The sequence below is a fragment of the Nocardioides exalbidus genome (assembly GCF_900105585.1).
In the GTDB taxonomy this organism is placed as follows: Bacteria; Actinomycetota; Actinomycetes; order Propionibacteriales; family Nocardioidaceae; genus Nocardioides; species Nocardioides exalbidus.
Window position 1 is genome coordinate 157,185 of record NZ_FNRT01000002.1, and the last position, 18,352, is coordinate 175,536.

Consider the following 18,352-nt stretch of genomic DNA (forward strand, 5'->3'; position numbering starts at 1 on the left):
TACCCCTGGGCGACGTATGCGCCAAATGCCTTCGGCTTGGGCTTGCGGAACGTCAGTTCTGACCCAAAATCCCCGGTGTCTGACTGACGAACTCCCAGCCTTCACTTTCGTGCTTCGTCCTCGCGGCCGTCTCACGGCCACGGATGACGTTGACGGTCAGGAACTGGTAATTGACGGCACGCTCGACGGACTGATCCGCCGACAGTGCCGAGCCAGACTCATCGCTCGTGCGCATCGATCCCCCATTCACTCGCGGCACCCTAATCGCGAGGTCGGTGTCGTGGAGGTGGTATGTCAAGAAGCGTCTGACAACACCAGTCAACCGAAGAACGCCGACCGACTAGCCTTCCCGGATCAGTCCGTTGTTGTCCCAAACGAGCAACTGGTCGTCCAGCGCCATGTGCAGGGTTGAGCGGAGACGTGCGACCGCGGGTGCGGTCCGCCGCTTCCAGCCGAACTGGGTGAGCGTCTCGGCATACAGGTCGTCCTCACTGATCCCCCAAGCGGACCGGCTGATCGCTACCATCGCGTTCACCATCTCCAGTGGGTGGATCTCTTCGAGCACGCGCGGTTCGTCATTGGTCGCCGTTCGGAACCCGGTGAAGGTCGCAATGTCGGCCGGCTCCCGCCAGGCGAAGCCGAAGCTGTCTCGCTGTGTCGGGGGCACCTGGGCGGAGATCGCTTCGATCCGCCCTGGGGTGACGCGGGACAGCCCGAAGGCGTTCGCCGTGAGCTTGCTCAGCCGCGTCAGCAGGATCGGCGACTCGGTCTCCAGGATGGTCGCCATCACGTTGCGGACGTGGGTCCGCGCTCTGGGGTCATGGAGGTTGTCCAGCCAACTGACGTCCCCAGCCAACTCCGGCGTCCATCGGCGGTAAGGCGACGCCCCATTCAGGCCCTCGGGCATTGACGCGATCCGCCCGCCGGCATCAGGTGGGAACGCGGCGTACGCCGGCGCCGCTGCTGCACCGGTTGCCGCAGCCACCGGCGCAGCCGAAGCGGCCGGCACCGGGGCAGGGGTCGGCTCCGGGACCAACACGGGCGCAGGCTCCCCTGCACGGGCGCGCCGGACGGAGTCGACGAGCCGGTCGAGCACTGCTTCCCGGTCACGCAGCCATTCGGGCAGCCACACCCGCTCGACAGCCTGCCAGCGCATCATCTGGCTGAGCACCGTGACGGGGAGCCCGTCGCGGTCGCCGACCGTGCGGCGTCGAGCCCATCCCTCGCCGTCGAGGAGCACCGCCACCACCGGCTCGTCGGGTGCAGCGGCGGTCGCCAGGGCCAGGTCGATCTTGAACTCGGACAGCCCCAGATCTGTGGTGGCCACCAGCCCGCGGGTGCGCAGCGCGACGGCGAGCTCGTCGCGGTGCCGGTCGACGACGGCGCGCGACGAGGTACTCGCCAGTGATTCGGTTCCGCGCTGTGCGAGCTCGAGGTAGTTCTTCAGGTGCTTGATGCCTAGATGCTTCGTGTCTTCGGCACGCAAGTCTGAGGGGTCGAACGAGCAGTAGATGATCACCTGCTGCCGCGCGCGGGTGACAGCGACGTTGAGCCGCCGCTCCCCGCGATCGAGGCCGAGCGGACCGAAGTTGAGCGGTAGGACGTTCTTCTCGTTCTTGCTGAACGCGATCGAGAACAGGATCACGTCTCGCTCGTCGCCCTGGACGTTCTCTAGGTTCTTCACGAAGAGGCCCTCACCGTTGCTTCCGTCGAGCGCCTCAACGATGCGCTCGTCGCCGGCGTCACGCAGCATCGTTTCGATCAAGGTGCGCTGCTGGGCGTTGAAGGTGACGACGCCGATCGACGGTGGCTGGTCCGGGGACAGAGCGAATCGTCGCCGGATCTCTGCGACGATCTGCGACGCCTCCTCCGGATTGGTCCGTAGCGCCTTGCCGGTGCCGCTGCGCAGGAATGTGCCGTCTACCCGCACGAAGCTCAGCCCCGCGGTGGGACGGCCGTGGGCGTCGAGCTCGGGCGGCGGCGTCGGGAAGGACGACAACTGGTTCTGGTAGTAGTGCTCGTTGCTGAACGCGATGAGCGCCTCGTCGCGGCTGCGGTAATGCCAGGTCAGCGAGCGGCTGAAAAGTCCGGTGCTGACAGCCTCGGTCAGGATGCTCTCGTCGTCGGCGACCAGCTGGATGCCGTCGAGCTCCTGGCTCTCCTCGTTGTCGACCGCGGACTCCGCGACCGAGGTTGGCGGCATTTGCTTGCTGTCGCCGACGATGACCACCGCCTCGGCCCGGCCGATCGCCCCGACCGCGTCTGCGACACGGATCTGTGAGGCCTCGTCGAAGACGACCAAGTCGAAGGACTGTGAGCCGACCGGGAAGAAGCGGGCCACCGAGTCCGGACTGACCAGCACACACGGCATGAGCTGGGTGATCAAGTCGCCGTACCGGTCTAAGAGCGCGCGGACCTTCATACCACCGCGCTGACGTCCCAGCTGTCGTCGCAGTTCGTTGACCTGGCCGCGTTCCGCGGTGGCCGAGAACGGGCGGGCCGCGACGATCTGTTGCGGGATGACGGTGCGGAGATGGTCACGGACCGATCCGGAGGACACCCCAAAGCGGGCGACCGTCATGTTGTGGGCACCCGGGTCGAACACGTCGAGGCCGGTGGCACCACGTCGCTCGACCAAGGAAGTCTCGGCGATGCCGCGTTCGAACGCCTTCGCCGCCAGGTGCGCCGGGATGATGCCGTCGCGCAACTGGTCGGCGGCCTCGTGCAGGCCCGCCTCGCGCAGCGGCTCGAGTGCCTGCAGATGATTCAGCCACCGGGTCAACGCCATGCTGTGCTCGGCGCCAGACTCGCGGGCCGCGCGGCCCTCGGACCAGGTGCGCAGCAGCGGCGCGCCGGCCAGCCAGCCGACTAGGTTCGCGCCGGGTGCGGCCTGGTGCAGGTGGTCGAGGGCGAGCACGAGCTCGGCAATGTCGTCCACGACACCCTGAGGGGCCGTCATGTCGGCCTCAAGGTACGAGCGCAGAGCGGCGGTGTAAGGGTTCGTGGCAACGTTGTCCGGCTCGACCGCACTCGCCACCGACAGTAGCCAGGCGATGTGGTCCTGGAGCTGCTGCTGCGTGGCAGGGTCCCACGGGTTCCAGGGATCTGGCGATCGGAGTGCGGGCAGGATGTGGAGGGCCGGCGAGAGCTGGGCCGCGTGGCTGCGGGTCTCGAGCAGCGCGTCGATCAGCGGCAATGCCTCCTTCCGCTTCGGCATGGCCGACAGGTGCGGCGCCAATGGCGCAAGGGCGGCGGCGATTCGCTTCTTGCGGCCGAAGAAGCCCGAATTCACTGCGGTGGCGACCTCGACCCGGACCTGGTCCAGCGGCAGGTTGAGAACCATCGGGTCTGCCCGATCGAGGCCGGGATGAGCAGACGCGGTGAACGAGGCGAGCTGCTGCTCGTATTGCGTGCGCCGCTCCGCCCAGGACCGGGTCCGGACCTCGTCCAGGTCGCGCAGCCCGACCGCGGGTCCGGTGAGCACGGCGCGCAGGATCTGCAGATCGGCCGGCGATCCGACGCTTTCCAACGCCGCGCCTAGGAGACCCGGCGCCTGTGTGAGCCGGTGCGCGGCGGTGTCGGCGCGGCGCACGGCTTCCTTGAGCTCCTCGACCGCGACGCCGGGGCCCTGTACGAAGCCCCACGGGTGGTGCACGCGCGGGACAGCTAGATCTGCGGTTTCGTTGAGCCGACCCAGCAGATGCCTCAAGTTCGAGGTGACCTCGCCGGCAAGGCGGCTGAGCGCGTCGACCGGGACCGGCAGCGCCGGCGTCTCCTCGCCAACGGCCAGGGCCTGGGTGCGGGCGGAGTAGTAGGAGAAGCCGGCGGAGTTCTTCTCGTGTAGACGCCGGGCGTACAGGTCGAGGGCACGGGCCGAGGCGTCGAGATCTTGGCGCTGCACGGCGAAGCCTTGCTCGTCGATGACCGGGGCGAGGTCGAGCGCCTGCAGGATCTGCGCCCGGACTCCGGCCGGCTTGCTGGACTTGTCGTGCAGGTCCAGGCAAAACGGACTGAGTCCGATCGCGTCAAGGCGGGCGCTCACAACGTCCAAGGCCGCCCGCTTCTCCGCGACGAACAGCACCCTCTTGCCCTCGGCGATCGCCCGCGCGAGCAAGTTGGTGATGGTTTGCGACTTGCCTGTCCCAGGAGGTCCCTCAAGGACGAACGTCCTTCCGGCAACAGCCGCGGCGATCGCCTCCAGCTGAGATCCGTCCGCCGGGATGGGGCAGGAGGCATCCAGCTCGTTGAGGTCACCGAGCTCGGCGTCGGCGGCCGGGTCGCGGTAGTCCGTCCCCGGCGTCTCGATCATGTGCCGGACGAGCGGGGAGGTGGCGAGCTGCTCCCAGCTGTCGTCGAGGTCCTTCCAGAGCCGGAACTTCGCGAACTGCAGGATTGCAAGGTCTGCGGTCTCGTCGACGTGGAAGTCGAGTCCGTTCTCCGCGAGCGCCTTCCGCACGGCGTCGAAGGCCGCGGCAAGGTCGATGCCGTGCTCGTCCTCGACCGGGTTCTCGAGGCCGGCGATGGACAACTTCTCCTCCTGCCTCAGCTTCTCGATCAGGCAGAAGTTCGGGGTGCTCGCACCAGACTCGTCCAGAACCAGCTGGTAGTGCCCGCCGCGCCGACCGGGAACCAGGGTCACGGGCACCAAGATGAGCGGCGACTTCACGGCACGCCGCGGACCGCCCTGCTTTGGCGCGACCGACCAGTTCAGCGAGCCGAGGGCAAGGTAGAGGTTGTTGGCACCGGTCTCTTCAACAATGGTCTTCGCCTTGTATGCCAGGCCTCGGAACCGGCTCAGGTAGGTGTCGCTACTGACCGGCGTGAACACCTGGCCCTTGTCGAGGAACTCGTGCAACTGGTCCTGCGGCAGGTGCGCCCCGAACTGGACGCCGCGGGCGCGCTGAATGTGATCGTGCCCATCGGAGGGCAGCAGCGTGATCGGCTTGCCAGCATTGAGCAGGTCCTCGACGTGCGGCAAGGCGCCGTCCGGTATCGCGAGTGCAACGGTCCCGGACTCGGTGAAGTTGATGAGCTTGTTGCGCAGAGAGAGGTCGAGGAGGTTGTTCTTCCACCGCTGAACCCGCGGCGGGATTGCTCGTCCCCGGCCGTCCACGCCGGCTTGCTCCTCAGCCGGGACGGAGCCGGCGACGAAGTGTTGCCCGGAGTGGGTCTCGGGCCGGTACTCAACGACCTCGACCACGCCGTCCGCGCGGTGGTGTGTGGCCGGCAGCGGCAGGATTCGGCTCCTGCGACAGGCGTAGACGTCGACCACCCCGTCGACCTGGGACATGTCGCCGGAGAGGTAGGTGATCACTGCCTTGCGGTGGCCATCGTGGTCGAGAGGTGCGCTGTTGGCTCCCCCCGCGACCAGCGTCGTCTCGATGATGCGCAGTGCGCCGATGTCGATCAGATTCTTCAGCCCGGACGCGTCGACGGTGGCGGGCATTCCGGTGCTCATCGGTGTGAGGTCGTCGATCGTGTGTCGCCACACGCCAAGAAATGCGTGCCCGCGAAGCAACCAGAGCGTGGTGTTGATGCCGACGGACTCAAGGGCCGCGGCTAGAACGACGGTCGTGTCGAGGCAGGTGCCGGCTCGCCCGACAAGCACCTCTTCCGGCGTCCGAATCTTCTGTTCCGCGGTCCAGCTGGCAGGTGGGTTGCTGTAGGCGATGTCCCGATTGCGTGCCGCGTCCCAGATCGCCTCGACGATCTCGTCGACACGCTTTTCGCCAGACTGGTAACCCTGCGTCGCGGAGCTGCCGGTGCGCTGCTCGAGGAGCGTGCGCGCCTCCGCGACGAGCGCGGTGATGGCCGGGTCGTTCGGCATGACGTAGGAGCCGAGCAGCTCATGGGTGAGCTCGGGCTGGTCCTCGATGAACCGCCACGAGCGTGGGCTGACGACGCTGATCGACCGGCTCGTTTCACCGATGAGGATGTCATCGGCGCTGACCCTGATCGTCACCTCTCCGGTCCGGTCCTCCTCGATCGCCCACATCGCCGCCGGATCGAGCTTTACCGATGGCGTGAAGTCCACGCTCTCTCCGCGGTGGATCAGGATTTCCGCTTCCCACGGCCGGCTCAGCGGTGTGCCGCGGTCAGCCAGGGCGATGGAGACGGCGATGCATTCAAGATCGTCTGGTAGGCGGGAGAGCTTGATGCTCTTCAAAAAGTCGACCGAGTTGTGCGCCATAGCGAAGCTGACGAACTCCCACATCCGGACGTCGATGCGGACCTGAACTGCCACGAGATGCCTCCACGGTGAAAACGGCCGCCTACCAGCGGCCAGAGGACAGGCTTACACACGGAGCCGGCGCGTGAGGCACGTTCGTACGGCTACGGGCAGCCCTGCAGGCGACGAACCTCCGCGTGGTGTTGCCGGACGTCTACGCGCAATGGAAGTAGTCATTCTCGATCTCGACGAGGTCGCTGTCGATCTCGAGGGTGCAGCAGCCAGCAGGCGACAAGCGGGAACTCGTCCCTCGGCCGAAACCTGGCGTCGACCCCGTGGGACGGGCCGCTGACGGGGCGACACGCTTGCAGCTCATGAGGCGGAGACAGTCGGGGGCAATGACGACGCGGATACCCCTGCTTGCAGGGCAAGGATCGCGAAGAGGGCTCGTCGGACTCAGCGCATGTCGCGGGACCCCATGCGATCAGCCAGTACGTGCACGGTCCCCGCAAGGTTCGAGTTCGTCTTGTCGAGTAGGTCAGCCAAAGACCGCATCACGAGCGTTTCGTGCCGCCGCTTGCCTAAGGCTTCGCCGATGCGGAGGCTTTGCAGCATCATGCCTTGAGCCTGACGCCAGTCTGACGCCCGACTGCTACGCCCCAAAGACTGCCCATAGGTGTGCAGGACCTTTGCAGCGCCGAACGAGTCATGCTCCCGAAGCAAGGTCTGCAGACTCTTGTCGAGCAAAGCGTGAGCTTCCTGATGCTTCTGTTCGCGATCGTTGATGAGAAGAATCAATGCGAGGCTGTGCTGCGCTTGGGCGACATGCAACGCGTTGCCTAGTTGCTCGCCGATGCGAATGCTCCGACGGAGCATTTTTACCGCAATGCGATAGTCGACATCAGACCGGCGGTCGCCGTCCCAACGCCCAACGAGGTGACATGCCACTGCGATCGGCATCGAGGCGCCTTTCGCTGCTGCGACCGGGCGGAGGCCCTCAATCGCCGCGCTTCGAGCGCCGTCGCTGTACAGACTCATCGCGTTCAAGAAGTCGAGAGCAGTTGACTCGTTAGGCAGCACGCCTAGTTGCTGCTGATCACGGGCGAGACGGTTGGCGAGCCACGTGGTGCTTTGATCCCCATCGAACTCTGCCGCAACCGCCAAGTCCGAGTACGTGGCCGTTCCGGCTTCCGGATCGATGGCCGCCAAGTGATACGCGCGGCCAGCCGGGTCCCTCAAGTAGGTCGGAAGGCTCTCGTCCCTCGCGCCTGCAGACTTCGCTAGGTCGAACAGAATCGAGTTGACTTCGAACCACAGCTCCTTTGCCTGGAAGCACAATGGTTGCAGATACGTTTTGGCGTCGTCACTAAGACGCCATTCGCCGTTTCGGTCCACAACGAAAGCGCACGATCGAATTAGACCTGCAAATCTTCGAGCTGACTGGCCCAGTCCGCATGCCTCAAGCAGGCTAACTGCAAGAGCGTCCGTGACTGCCTCTGGCACCGACAACGCCATTAGCCCCCGATCCTCACGTTCGGACATCCCACGCACCAGATCGATGTCATTGGGCATTCCGGCGGCAAGTGCCTCAGTCATGAGATCCGCCTGGCTCTGAACCCGATTGGAGGGCTCCGAAGACGCGTAGTCTTGTGTGCACCCACCGCACCGACTCAGCGCCAATCACGAGTCCTCTTGCGAAAGCGTGCGCCTCCGGCTGGGTCACGAACCACCCCGCGCCGAGAGCGATGTCAGCCACATCATCGATCGCATCCGGCTGATCATCAGGTCCAATCCTGACAGGAAGGTCGATAACGGTGGTCGCAGGTGGCGGAAATCCAGTTCCGTCAGGTATGTCCAGTCCGCAGTCACTCGCATAAAGAAACAATGCCATTACACCAGAATCGGCAAAGTCGGCTAGGCAGTTCTTCCACAATTCGCGGCATAGGGTAACCCGAGAGCGCTCGCTGAGCAATTGGACATCTCGAAAAACGATCACAAGCTTCCGATTGACCAGAAACTCGTCGAGTCCAGCGCGCAGGACTTCAAGGGGGTCTGCGCTGTCGAAACCCTTGTATTGGTTTACGACGACCCGGATGTCGTTATCTCTGACTTCAATGTCGCCTCGCGCGCGCAGATCCTTCATTATCTCAATCAACGGAGCACCGTGAACTTCTTCAGGTGACGACAACCCGCAGGCGTTTGCAATCTTCTGCGCAAGTCCAGCGACGTGATGAGTCGCGGGATCAGACGGATCGACGTGGACGACGACGACTTCGTCATCGTCCCAGTGCTCATTGATCCAGTGCTCAGTCAACGTGCGAATGAAGACGGTTTCAGCGGCCTGCGCATCCGGAACCCGCACATGGATGACTCCCGTCACGGTCGCGATGTGCTCCGAGATTCGAGACTTCAGGTCCCGCCAATCGATCTGAAGCACCTCAGGGAGCGTCCCGTCACCCATCCGCGTCGTTGCTCCGATCGCCCCGCGAATCTCTGTGCGTGAACTTCGATCCAGTGATTCGAATCGAACCTCCGGCCTTTGAGTCGGACACGTGACTCGCGGCGTCTCCCGCGGAGCCGACGGACGTGTCCCGAACCTCCAGATCCGTCTTCGCCCGCAAACCACTAGCGAAGTTGTACGAACTGTTTTCGTTTTCGGAACCGACCCTGCGTCGGGCGACATAGAACAGCAGCGCGAGGGTCACGAGCGCGACTGCCGCCGCTGCTACCCATGCTTGCCAGCCATCAAGCCAGTCGAGTCCGACGGTCACGGCCAGCACTATCAGGCCGGCAGCCACGGCCAGGGCAAGGTCGTAAGACCACCGCTTCATGGCGCAACAGTAGCGATACGCGGTTAGTGGCGTGGCAAAGACGGTTGTGCGTGTCAGAGTCATACGACGTTCTCGGAAGCGGGCGACGTCCGGTGCCGATGACTGCTAGGTCTGTCAGCCTCTGAATCACGCTCATCGAACTGCACCCCGGCTATTGGCGGCTGCGACCTACGACAGTCCAGTCAGGGCGTGTCCGTCGGCTCGTCCAGGTAGTCCTCGAGTCCGTGCTCGTACTCGATGTCGGCGAAGTCGGTGAGGATCTCGAGGGAGAGCATCCAGTAGGCGACGAACCGGCCCTTCTCGTCCCTCGGCTGGTAATTGGGGCCGACGACGGTCGAAGAGCACCCGGAGGAGGTCTTGGCTCCCTGAGCGACGAGCCGGAGGCCGTCGAGGGCGACGACCGCGCGGAGGTTCATGTCCCGGAGGGCGAGGGCGGTGAGGCGGCCGTCAGTGTTGGTCGGGGTGAAGATGTCGAAGGCGTCCATTGCTTGGTCCTTTGTCTTGGTCGATGCCCGGCTGCTTGCCGTGGCGAGACGGGACCGTGCGGCGGGGTCCGGCCGCGTGCAAACGCTGCACAACCCGCCGTGGACGGCTTGTTCACGGCTTGGTGACCACGCGACGCAAAGCGAGGGACGTGCCGGAACGACTCGTGCCAGCGCCGGTTTGGGACGCGGCTTCACTCGCGAACGGTGCTCGTCGAGCGCTTCGCCGCTCCGTGCCACGGCCCGGCATACGGGCTGGTCCGGGCACCAACGCCCCAGGAGGGCGGATGTCCACAAACAAGTTGAGCCCAGCGGGTCGACGCGTCACTGACCTCCCCGAGGTCAAGCGGCGCCGACGCCTGGAGAACCTGCTGTACACCCGCAAGCCAGTGGCGCACCTCGTCGCCGAGTACCGGTCGCACGGACTCGACGAGCACATCGAGCTCTACTTCCTGCAGTTGGAGGTGGAGCAGGTCCTCGCTGACGAGTTCCCCGACGCCTACGAGGACCACGTCGGTGACTGGGACGACGAGGAGGTGGGGGCCGAGCACCACCCGATGGTCACGGCCGCGACCTGCAGCCTGTGCCACGCCATCGCGCTGCACAACGGCGGAGACTCGGGCTCACCGCTCGCGGCCTGACGGCCGGACATCACGCAGTAGGGCGGGCCGACTCGGCCCGCCCCACTGTTCTGCGGATCGCGCCGCCCCTGCGCCGCGCGCCAACGGAGGTCGACTCAGTGCGCTATCCGCGTGTACACATCGCCGATGTGTACGGACGGATAGCCGCCTCGCGGCCATGAAGGGCGGTGGTTGCGGAGCGACGACCACGGCGGACGGTCGGCGCCATGACAGAACACGACGCCACCAACACCTCCGACTCCATCGACGCACCCGAGGAGCTCCACCGCTTCCTGACGGCCTACCGACCCACCAGCGTGAGCGAGGAGAACTGGGCCCTCATCGCCGACGACGCGGTGCAGCTCGTGCTCCGCGCCGGCGCTCTGACGCGGCTCCGGGTGGAGAAGGACATCCAGCTGCTCGGCGCGGTGGTCGCGCACCTGATCGAGCGCGGACGACCCGTGACTCTGGACGAGGCCCTCAGCGACGTCACCCTGCTCTCGTTCGACACGTCCCTGGAGGTGGGTGAGAAGACGAAGGAGAACAAGCGCGGCATCACCCGACGCCTGCAGGCCGTCCACCGCGGCCTGCCCTGGCGCGCGGAGAAGCGGTCACCCGAGGCGCGCACGGACAACCTGGTCGCGCACACCGAAGTCGACACCATGCACCGCATCCTCGGTCACGCGCACGCGATGGTCGACGACGCCGAGGGCGTCGCGTTCATCGCGGCCATCTCTGCAGCCCGGGAGGCTCGGCGCGGTCAGGGTGCCGGCCCCGGTGCGAGCGCACACGACTGGACTTCGGCTCGTGAGTTCGCGGGCCGGTACGGGTGGAACATGACCCAGCGCCTGCTCAAGGCCTGCGTCACGCACGAGACCCTGAACACCGATCAACCCCTCGCCATCGTGATCCGTGACTACGGGCTGTCGCGCCGCGACCTAGACCTCGGGTTCACCCGCGTGCGCGACCTGCCCGACGTCCCCGTTCCGTCGCACCACGACCTTCTTCGAGGCCCGGCCTGAGGCTGCGGAGTCGCCCTGCCAGACCCATTCGGCCGCTGGCGTGCAGCGATTGCACACCGGCGTCCCGGCGGCACGGTGCACGTCCAGATCGCCCGCCAATGACGGGTGACTGGATGAGAGGAACGGCCTGATGGCCAAGAATCCCAAGCGCACGAAGCGCCCGAGCAAGGCCGCAGTCGCCCGGCTGCGGGAAGAGGTCGAGACCCGGCCGAAGAACGACGAGCTGCCCGCCGAGGTCCTCGCGGTCATCGAGGCCTACGTGCCCGCCCGCGTCAGCGACACTACGATGGAGAAGGTCCGCCCGTTCCTAGTCGACGCCATCACCGCGTCGAGCCTGCACGGCAAGGAGAGCGTTCGCAAGCACTGCAACCACATCACGCAGCTGGCCTGCTTCGCCCTGAAGCGTGGGCTGCCGCTCGAGGTCACCGCCCTCCTCACCACCGCCTTCATCGACGAGTACGTCCGCGTTGAGATGGCGGAGGAGACCGAGCACAACCGGGCCGAGCGCCGGCGTCGACTGCTGGCGCTGGCGCGGAGCGCCAACCCCGGGCCGGGCGTTCCGCCGAAGCTCACCCCGATCGGGCACAGCTCGGTCAAGCCCTGCTACTCCCCCGCCGAGCTCGCCGTCATCACGCGGGCGGCACGGGTCCAGCCCACCGCAGCCCGCCAGCGCGACCTGGCCATCGTCGTCGCACTCAGCGGCGGCGCGGGTCTCGACAGCGTCGACATGCGCGACCTGCTCACCGACAACATCGAGGACCTCGGCGAGGCGGGCATCCGCATCCACGTGCAGCGGCCCCGCCCGCGCGTCGTGGTGCTGCGCCGGCCGTTCGAGTCCCTGCTGCGCGACGCCCTCAAGGGCAAGCCGGCCGGCAAGCTTCTGATCGGCCGCAAGCAGGACCGCCGCAACACCGCCGCCCGCGCCACCGAGCGCGCCGCGCTGCACAACGTCCCCCACATCGAGCCCGCCCGCCTGCGCGCGACCTGGATCGCGGACCTGATGACCGACTCCATCCCCCTCGCGGTCATCCTGCAGGCGGCCGGGCTGAAGTCCGCCCGTACCCTCGCCGAGCTGCAGCCCCACCTGGGGCCCTGGCTGGCGCACAAGGGCCTCACCGAGGCACCCAGCGCCGGGATGCGCGGTGAGCAGCGATGAGCGCAAAGCGCCTCACCCGGCCGATGGTCGAGCGCACCCTGTGGATCGTCGACGAGAGCAACGTAATGGACGTCCTCGCCCCGCCCACGCCCGCAGGGCAGCGCGGCCGCAAGGGCCGGATCAGGGACAACACCCGGCTCTGGGTGATCGGCGTGATCCTGTGCACCCGGATGGGCCACGAGACCACGGTCAAGGGCGTCTATGACGTCCTCACCCAGGCGCTGCCCCGGGAGATGCAGTGGGAGCTCGGCGTCCTGCGCCCCCTCACCACCACCAAGGAGACCACGCGTGCCGCCCACGACCCCGAGGCGGCGCGCCTGACGAAGAACGGCAAGCCGCGCAAGGAGATCTGGACCGACTTGGGGTACGAGCGCCTGGGCTACGACGACCTCGTCAACGCCACCAACAAGCTGCGCGACCGCCTCGACTACGGGCACGGATCCGCGCCGGACCTCCCTCCAGGAGAGCGGGTTCGTCGGCGGAGTCTGGTCGAGGACGCCGTGGACCGCCTCATCAAGGTCTCCGTCATCCCCCGCACGTGCAGCACCGTGACCATCGATGGTACCGGCCAGTGGTCGTGGAACATCGGGCCCAAGATGGAGCAGCGCAACGCCCAGAAGCGCCTCGCGGCCGGCACCGCTCACGCCGTCAGCGAGGACGTCGAGACCGCCCTGCAGGTCACCAGCATCGTCGCCGACGACGACACGACACCGGCACCCAAGGGCGCCGCCACGACGCGGCTGCGCCACTGCCTGGACGCCGCGTGGGGCTACAAGACCGGCAAGGGCGGCCAAAAGGAGGTCGGCTACGGCTTCCACCAGCACACCGTCGTCCGGACTGCCGACCCGAACTCCACCGGTCGGCCGGAGCCGCTGCTCGTCGAGGGACTGGTCGTCGTGCCCGCCAACGAGGACGTCGTGGACGCCTCGCTGCGGCTCCTGGACCGCATCCAGCTCCGCTCCAAGATCACCCGGCTCGCCGGGGACCTGCTCTACACCAACCTCAAGGCCGACCGGTGGGCAGTGCCCCTGGCCCAGCGCGGCATCGAGCAGATCCTCGCCATGCGCGAGGACGGAGGCGGGTGCGTCGACATCAACGGCGCCGTCATGCAGTACGGCTGGATGCACTGCCCCGCCGCGCCGATGGACCAGCGCCCCCTGCCGGCGACCTTCGCCCGGGACGAGGACGAGGAGCACTACGACACCGTCGAGGAGTTCAAGGCCAACTGGTCCTTCGACCGCAAGGAGTCCGGACTGGGACGCAACCCCTCCTCGAAGTGGATCTGCCCGGCCATGGCCGGCAGGGGCGGTTGCTGGGCGCGAGGCACGGACAACGTCACCGTCGCCCGGGAGGCCGGCCTGCCCATCATCACTCCGCCCGAGGACTGGCAGACGCGCCCCTGCTGCACCAACAAGACCATGGACTTCACTCCGGACCCGAAGAACCCGCACCACCAGCGCAAGCTCATGCAGCGCGAGTACGTCGGCACCCGCCGCTGGCGGCGCGCCTTCAACCTCAGCTCCAGCGTGGAGGGCGCGTTCGGGATCCTGAAGAACCCCAGCAGGCAGCGCATGCGCCGCGGCCAGAACCGGCTGCCCGGGCTCGCCATGGCCAACCTCATCAACGGCCTCAAGGCGTCGGTGTTCAACGAGGAGCAGCTGCGCAGCTGGCACGAGGAGACCGGTCTCGGTCCGGCCGAGCACCCGCTCCTCCAGGCCGACCCGCACGACTGGGGGTTCACCGACCCGACGAAGGAACAGGCCAAGGAGATCGACGCCCGCCACCTGCTGGTGGCTCGGACGGAGAACAGCACGGTCGCCGAAGAGGCCGCCTGAGCCGACACCGCTTCGTCAGTGCACGGCAGTGCGCTTGATCCTTGACAACTCAACAGCGAGACGTGGCTGCGGCGCCCGGCCGCGGTCTCACGCCACGGTGACGTCCGGGAGGGCGTGCGTTCGGACGTCGTCGAGGACGGCGACGATGTCGTCGACCTGGGCGTCGGTGAACAGCGAGTCCGGCCCGTTGGGTGCGTGGTCGGTGAACGGGGACTCGTAGAGCCTGGCGACCTCCACCACGCCGTTCGCGGTCAGCTCCTCGACCACCATCTGCACGAACCGGAGCTGGTTGGTCGAGAACGAGGTGTCGGAGAGGTAGCGGTCGAATGCGGCCGTGGCGGCTTCACGGTCCAGTCCCACGAGGGACCGGACAAAGAGGCCCAGGCCGTGGGCTTCCTCGCGGGCCTTGGCGATGTCGGTCTCGGTACCGGCACCGGACTCCAGCAGCATCGTCTCCAAGGAGGTGAGGTCACCGGCGGTGAGCTGGAGGTTACGGCGCAGGCGCTGCAGCGCGAGGTGGTCCTCGTGGTCAAGCAGGTAGGCCCGGGCTTTGGCGCGGAACCGTTCCCAGTTGGTGCCGGGCAGGACTCCCGGGAGGTCGACGATGCTGGAGTCGCCGAGCTCGTCCTCGAAGTCGGAGTAGACGATGGCGCGCTTGGTCGAGTCGACGAACCGCACCAGGCCTCGGACCCGTCGGCGAGCCAGCTCAAGCATCGGCAGGGTCGCGTCGACCCACCACTCGTCACCGGCCAGCTGGTCCAGCAGTTGCACCTGAGCCTTGACCGACGGGATGGTCGTCTGGCCGAGCAGCGCCGAGCTGATGTCTTGGACCTGCTTGCGCAGCCGTTCGTAGGTGAGTGCGTCGCTCTCCAGTCGGGCGAGTTGCAGACGCAGCAGGATCAGGTCGAAGCGTTTGGCGTTCTCGTCCTCGTCGCGATGCGCGGAGGGCAACCCGGCCAGATGCCGGGCGATGTCACCGGCCTTGTCCGTGTCCAGATGCTTCCACGAGCGCCACTCGGCGTAGGTCTCGACCCACTGCCGAGCGGGGCGCACCAGGAAGTTGTGGACGTTCATGCCCGCCACGAGCTCGTGGAGCGACCAGGCGACGTCGACCCTAAGCCCGCGCTCGGACGTCTCACCTTCACCCACCTCCGGATCCTCGGTCGTCTCACCAGAGGTGTGGTCAAGGGCTGCGACCAGACCCAGGCGGGCCTCGAAGAGGCGCTCGGCCAGCGATTTCTGCACACTGCCACCGGTCTCGGGGAGGTCCTGGCTGAAGTACTCGAGGTTGCCGCAGACGTCGAAGACATAGAAGTTCTTCTTGTCCTCACTGGGGCCGTAGAGATTGGCGCACAGGCGGGTGCCGCGGCCGATCATCTGCCAGAACTTGGACTTGGACCGGACGGCCTTGAAGAAGACGAGGTTGACGACCTCAGGGACGTCGATGCCGGTGTCGAGCATGTCGACAGAGATCGCGATGTGCGGTGCCTTGTCCTTGATCGAGAAGTCGTCGATCAGCGACTGTGCGTAGGTGACGGAGTGGGTGATCACGCGGGCGAAGTCGCCGGCGTAGTGGGGGTAGGCGAGGTTGAAGCGCTGCTCGATGAACTCGGCGTGCTTCTGGTTCTTGGCGAAGATGATGGTCTTGCCCAGGCGGTCGCCGCCGGCGACCTTGTGACCGTCCTTCATCAGGGTTGCCAGGACCTTGTCGACGGTGTCGGCGTTGAACAGGAACCGGTTCAGCTCCTCGGCGCTGATGGCGTCGGGGATCTCGCCGTCCTCGCTCCACTCGTAGGAGTCCCAGTCGTCCTTCTCCTCCTCGGAGAGTTCGTCGTAACGGATCCCCTGCCGCAGGAACTTGGTGGACATGGACACCCCCACCGGGGGGACGAGGTAGCCCTCGGCCACGGCCTCGTCGAGGCTGTATGCGTCGGTGGGAACACCGTCCTCCAGGTTGAACAGGCCGTAGGTGTTGCGGTCGACCTCGTCCTTGGGGGTCGCGGTCAGACCCACCAGCAGCGAGTCGAACCAGGAGAAGATCGCGCCGTACTTCTGGTAGACCGACCGGTGGGCCTCATCGATCACGACGAGGTCGAAGTAGCCGGGTCCGAACAGGCGTCGGCCGCTGTCGATGTCGTTGATGAGGTTGAGCATCGTCGGGTAGGTCGAGACGTACACGCGGCCGTCGTTGTTCTTCTCGGTGACCAGGTTGACGGTCGTGACGTTGGGGAGGTGGGTCTTGAACGCATTCGCTGCCTGGCGGACCAAGGCGGTGCGGTCGGCGAGGAACAGCACACGTTTCACCCAGCCGGCTCGCATGAGTTGGTCAACCAGCGCGATCGTCACGCGCGTCTTTCCCGACCCGGTGGCCATCACGAGCAGGGCGTCGCGCTGCTTGGCGGTGAAGGCGTCGCCGACGGCGCGGATGGCGCGTTGCTGGTAGTGCCGCCCGACGATCTCCTTGGTGATCGTCGCGGTGGCGAGTGGGAGCCGACCGGTGCGGCGTCCCACCATGAGCTCCAGCTCGGCGTCGGTGAAGAAGCCCTCGACCTTGCGGGGTGGGTAGCCGGCGGCGTCGTCCCAGAGCCAGGTCTGGTAGCCGTTCGTGTAGAGAATCACCGGGCGTCGGCCGGTCATCTGCTCGAGGCAGTCGGCGTAGAGCTTGGCCTGCTGCTGGCCGACGGCCGGCTCAACCGTGGTGCGCTTCGCCTCCACCACGGCCAGCGGCAGACCGTCTGCACCCCAGAGCACGTAGTCGACGTAGCCGGTGTTCTTCTCGTTGGGCATGCCGGTGACCTCGAACTCACGGTCCCGGACCTCTGTGAGTAGCCACCCCGCCTCGCGGAGCAGCTGGTCGATGATCAGCTCGCGGGTCTTGGCCTCGGAGTAGTCCCGGGTGTCCGGCAACGTGTTGGCAGCCTGTGCCGCCTTGATCTGCGCCCGGAGCTTCTCGATCTCGGCGTCCTTGGCCGCGGCCAGGTCGTCGCGCTCAGCTAGCGCCTTCGTGTGCGCCTCGTCTTGGGCTTGGAACTTCTCCGCGAGCTTGACGACGTCGTCGCGACTCAGCGGGGCGTTCTTTCCGGCCACCGACGGGTCGAACACCGCACCGGTGGGCACAGAGGCCGGATTCGTCGAGTAGCGGAAGGCAGTCCACACCACGACGTGGTGGAGCTCCCGAAGGACGTCGACGGCTGCTTTCGCCGGAATCGGCTGAATGTCGTGGACGGCCTTGTTGCCGAGACTGCGGATCAGGTTGAGCTTCTGCCCGATCCCCACACCGACCCGGTTGCGGAACTCTGCCTGGTTGATCCGCGCGGCCAGATCGTTCTTGTACGGCAACGGCAGGCGGTCCACGTCGTAGATCAGGCCGACAAGCTGCTCGGCAGCCCGACGCGCGTAGATGCACGCGGTGCGCGGGTCCGAGGCCAGGTAGCCCTCTGCCTGCGCGCAGTCCGCGTGCGTCTGCGGCCAGTCCGCCTTGATGAACTCGAAGTTGCTGCTCATACCGTTTCTGTCCCCCTCGCCGTCGACGCGATCTGCGTCTGCCGCCACAAGAACCACGCGAAAACAAATGACCCGAGCCCCACCGTGAACAGGAACGACAGGACGCCAGCTGTCAGGAAGATCGGCGCCAGGATGACGCTCCCCGCCACACGACCGGCACTGGCCTTGGGGACAGGGACCTTCCACAAGAACCAAGCCATCGCCGGAAGGCTCACGATCGTGGGCATCGTCACGAGCAGGTGATCGACCCACGGCAGAGAGGCACTGGGTTCATTGAGGTAGGCGACCGAGAGTGGGAGGGAAACGAACCAGGCGAGAAGCATCGACAGAACGGTCCACCAGCCGATGGTCCGTTGCGACGACGTACCAGCAAACTGGAGCGCTGGGGCGCCCGCGATGGGCGCCGTGGAGACTGCCCCAGGACCGCTGGTCACGCGTGCGTCCCGTTCGGCATTGCGCATAGCCCGTTGGGCTCGCCGCGCCGCTCGCCGCTCATCGGCTAACGCAACCTTGCGAGCTCTTGCCTCAGCCCTCTTCTGTCCGCGCTCGTAGGCCGCCCTGGCCTGTTGTGCTGCCAGGTCGTCGAACCGGTAGCCAGCCATGCACGGGTGTTTCGGCCACGGGATGCCGAGGGCGTCGAAGTAAGCGCAGCCACCTCGCCTGTTGCGGAAGAACCAGACTCTGGCGCCGCAGACCGGACAGTTCGCATTCGGCTCCGACGGGACTCGGCGCC

The 18,352-nt window shown here is 66.6% G+C and carries 11 protein-coding genes; 4 read left to right on the forward strand and 7 right to left on the reverse strand.

All coding sequences use genetic code 11. The features are described 5' to 3' along the window. Window positions 1–52: 52 nt before the first annotated feature. The 6 genes from BLV76_RS01195 to BLV76_RS01215 all read right to left on the reverse strand — a co-directional run bounded on the left by BLV76_RS01195 (window position 53) and on the right by BLV76_RS01215 (window position 9,485). Window positions 53–235, reverse strand: a complete 183-nt coding sequence (locus tag BLV76_RS01195) for a hypothetical protein (protein WP_090967487.1) — start codon at window positions 233–235, stop codon at window positions 53–55. 105 nt (window positions 236–340) lie between these two features. Continuing rightward, on the reverse strand, window positions 341–6,244 hold the full coding sequence (locus BLV76_RS01200) for a DUF3320 domain-containing protein (RefSeq protein WP_090967488.1): 5,904 nt from the start codon (window positions 6,242–6,244) through the stop codon (window positions 341–343). A gap of 381 nt (window positions 6,245–6,625) precedes the next feature. Beyond that, window positions 6,626–7,765, reverse strand: a complete 1,140-nt coding sequence (locus BLV76_RS01205) for a hypothetical protein (RefSeq protein ID WP_139306426.1) — start codon at window positions 7,763–7,765, stop codon at window positions 6,626–6,628. Continuing rightward, window positions 7,758–8,606: a hypothetical protein gene (locus BLV76_RS21935; RefSeq protein ID WP_139306427.1), complete on the reverse strand. Its 849-nt coding sequence runs from the start codon at window positions 8,604–8,606 to the stop codon at window positions 7,758–7,760. The genes BLV76_RS01205 and BLV76_RS21935 overlap by 8 nt, the downstream gene beginning before the upstream one ends. Before the next feature lie 16 nt (window positions 8,607–8,622). Further along, window positions 8,623–9,000, reverse strand: coding sequence for a hypothetical protein (locus BLV76_RS21940; protein WP_139306428.1), 378 nt, complete (start codon window positions 8,998–9,000; stop codon window positions 8,623–8,625). 182 nt (window positions 9,001–9,182) lie between these two features. Beyond that, entirely contained in the window at window positions 9,183–9,485 is a 303-nt protein-coding gene (locus tag BLV76_RS01215; RefSeq protein ID WP_090967491.1) for a hypothetical protein, read from the reverse strand. Window positions 9,486–9,769: 284 nt separating this feature from the next. Here BLV76_RS01215 and BLV76_RS01220 point away from each other — a divergent pair, with 284 nt between their 5' ends. The 4 genes from BLV76_RS01220 to BLV76_RS01235 all read left to right on the forward strand — a co-directional run bounded on the left by BLV76_RS01220 (window position 9,770) and on the right by BLV76_RS01235 (window position 14,115). Then, the gene (locus BLV76_RS01220; protein ID WP_139306429.1) at window positions 9,770–10,123 is read left to right on the forward strand and encodes a hypothetical protein; all 354 of its coding nucleotides are present in this window, start codon (window positions 9,770–9,772) and stop codon (window positions 10,121–10,123) included. 206 nt (window positions 10,124–10,329) lie between these two features. After that, on the forward strand, window positions 10,330–11,124 hold the full coding sequence (locus BLV76_RS01225; protein ID WP_090967493.1) for a hypothetical protein: 795 nt from the start codon (window positions 10,330–10,332) through the stop codon (window positions 11,122–11,124). Window positions 11,125–11,254: 130 nt separating this feature from the next. Next, a complete protein-coding gene (locus BLV76_RS01230; protein WP_090967494.1) occupies window positions 11,255–12,280 on the forward strand; it encodes a hypothetical protein in 1,026 nt (341 codons plus the stop codon). Continuing rightward, window positions 12,277–14,115 carry a hypothetical protein gene (locus tag BLV76_RS01235; protein ID WP_139306430.1) on the forward strand — a complete coding sequence of 613 codons (1,839 nt, stop codon included), beginning with the start codon at window positions 12,277–12,279 and terminating at the stop codon, window positions 14,113–14,115. The genes BLV76_RS01230 and BLV76_RS01235 overlap by 4 nt, the downstream gene beginning before the upstream one ends. Before the next feature lie 87 nt (window positions 14,116–14,202). Here BLV76_RS01235 and BLV76_RS01240 read toward each other — a convergent pair whose 3' ends face one another. Continuing rightward, the gene (locus BLV76_RS01240) at window positions 14,203–17,871 is read right to left on the reverse strand and encodes a DEAD/DEAH box helicase family protein (RefSeq protein ID WP_245734489.1); all 3,669 of its coding nucleotides are present in this window, start codon (window positions 17,869–17,871) and stop codon (window positions 14,203–14,205) included. Window positions 17,872–18,352 lie beyond the last annotated feature (481 nt).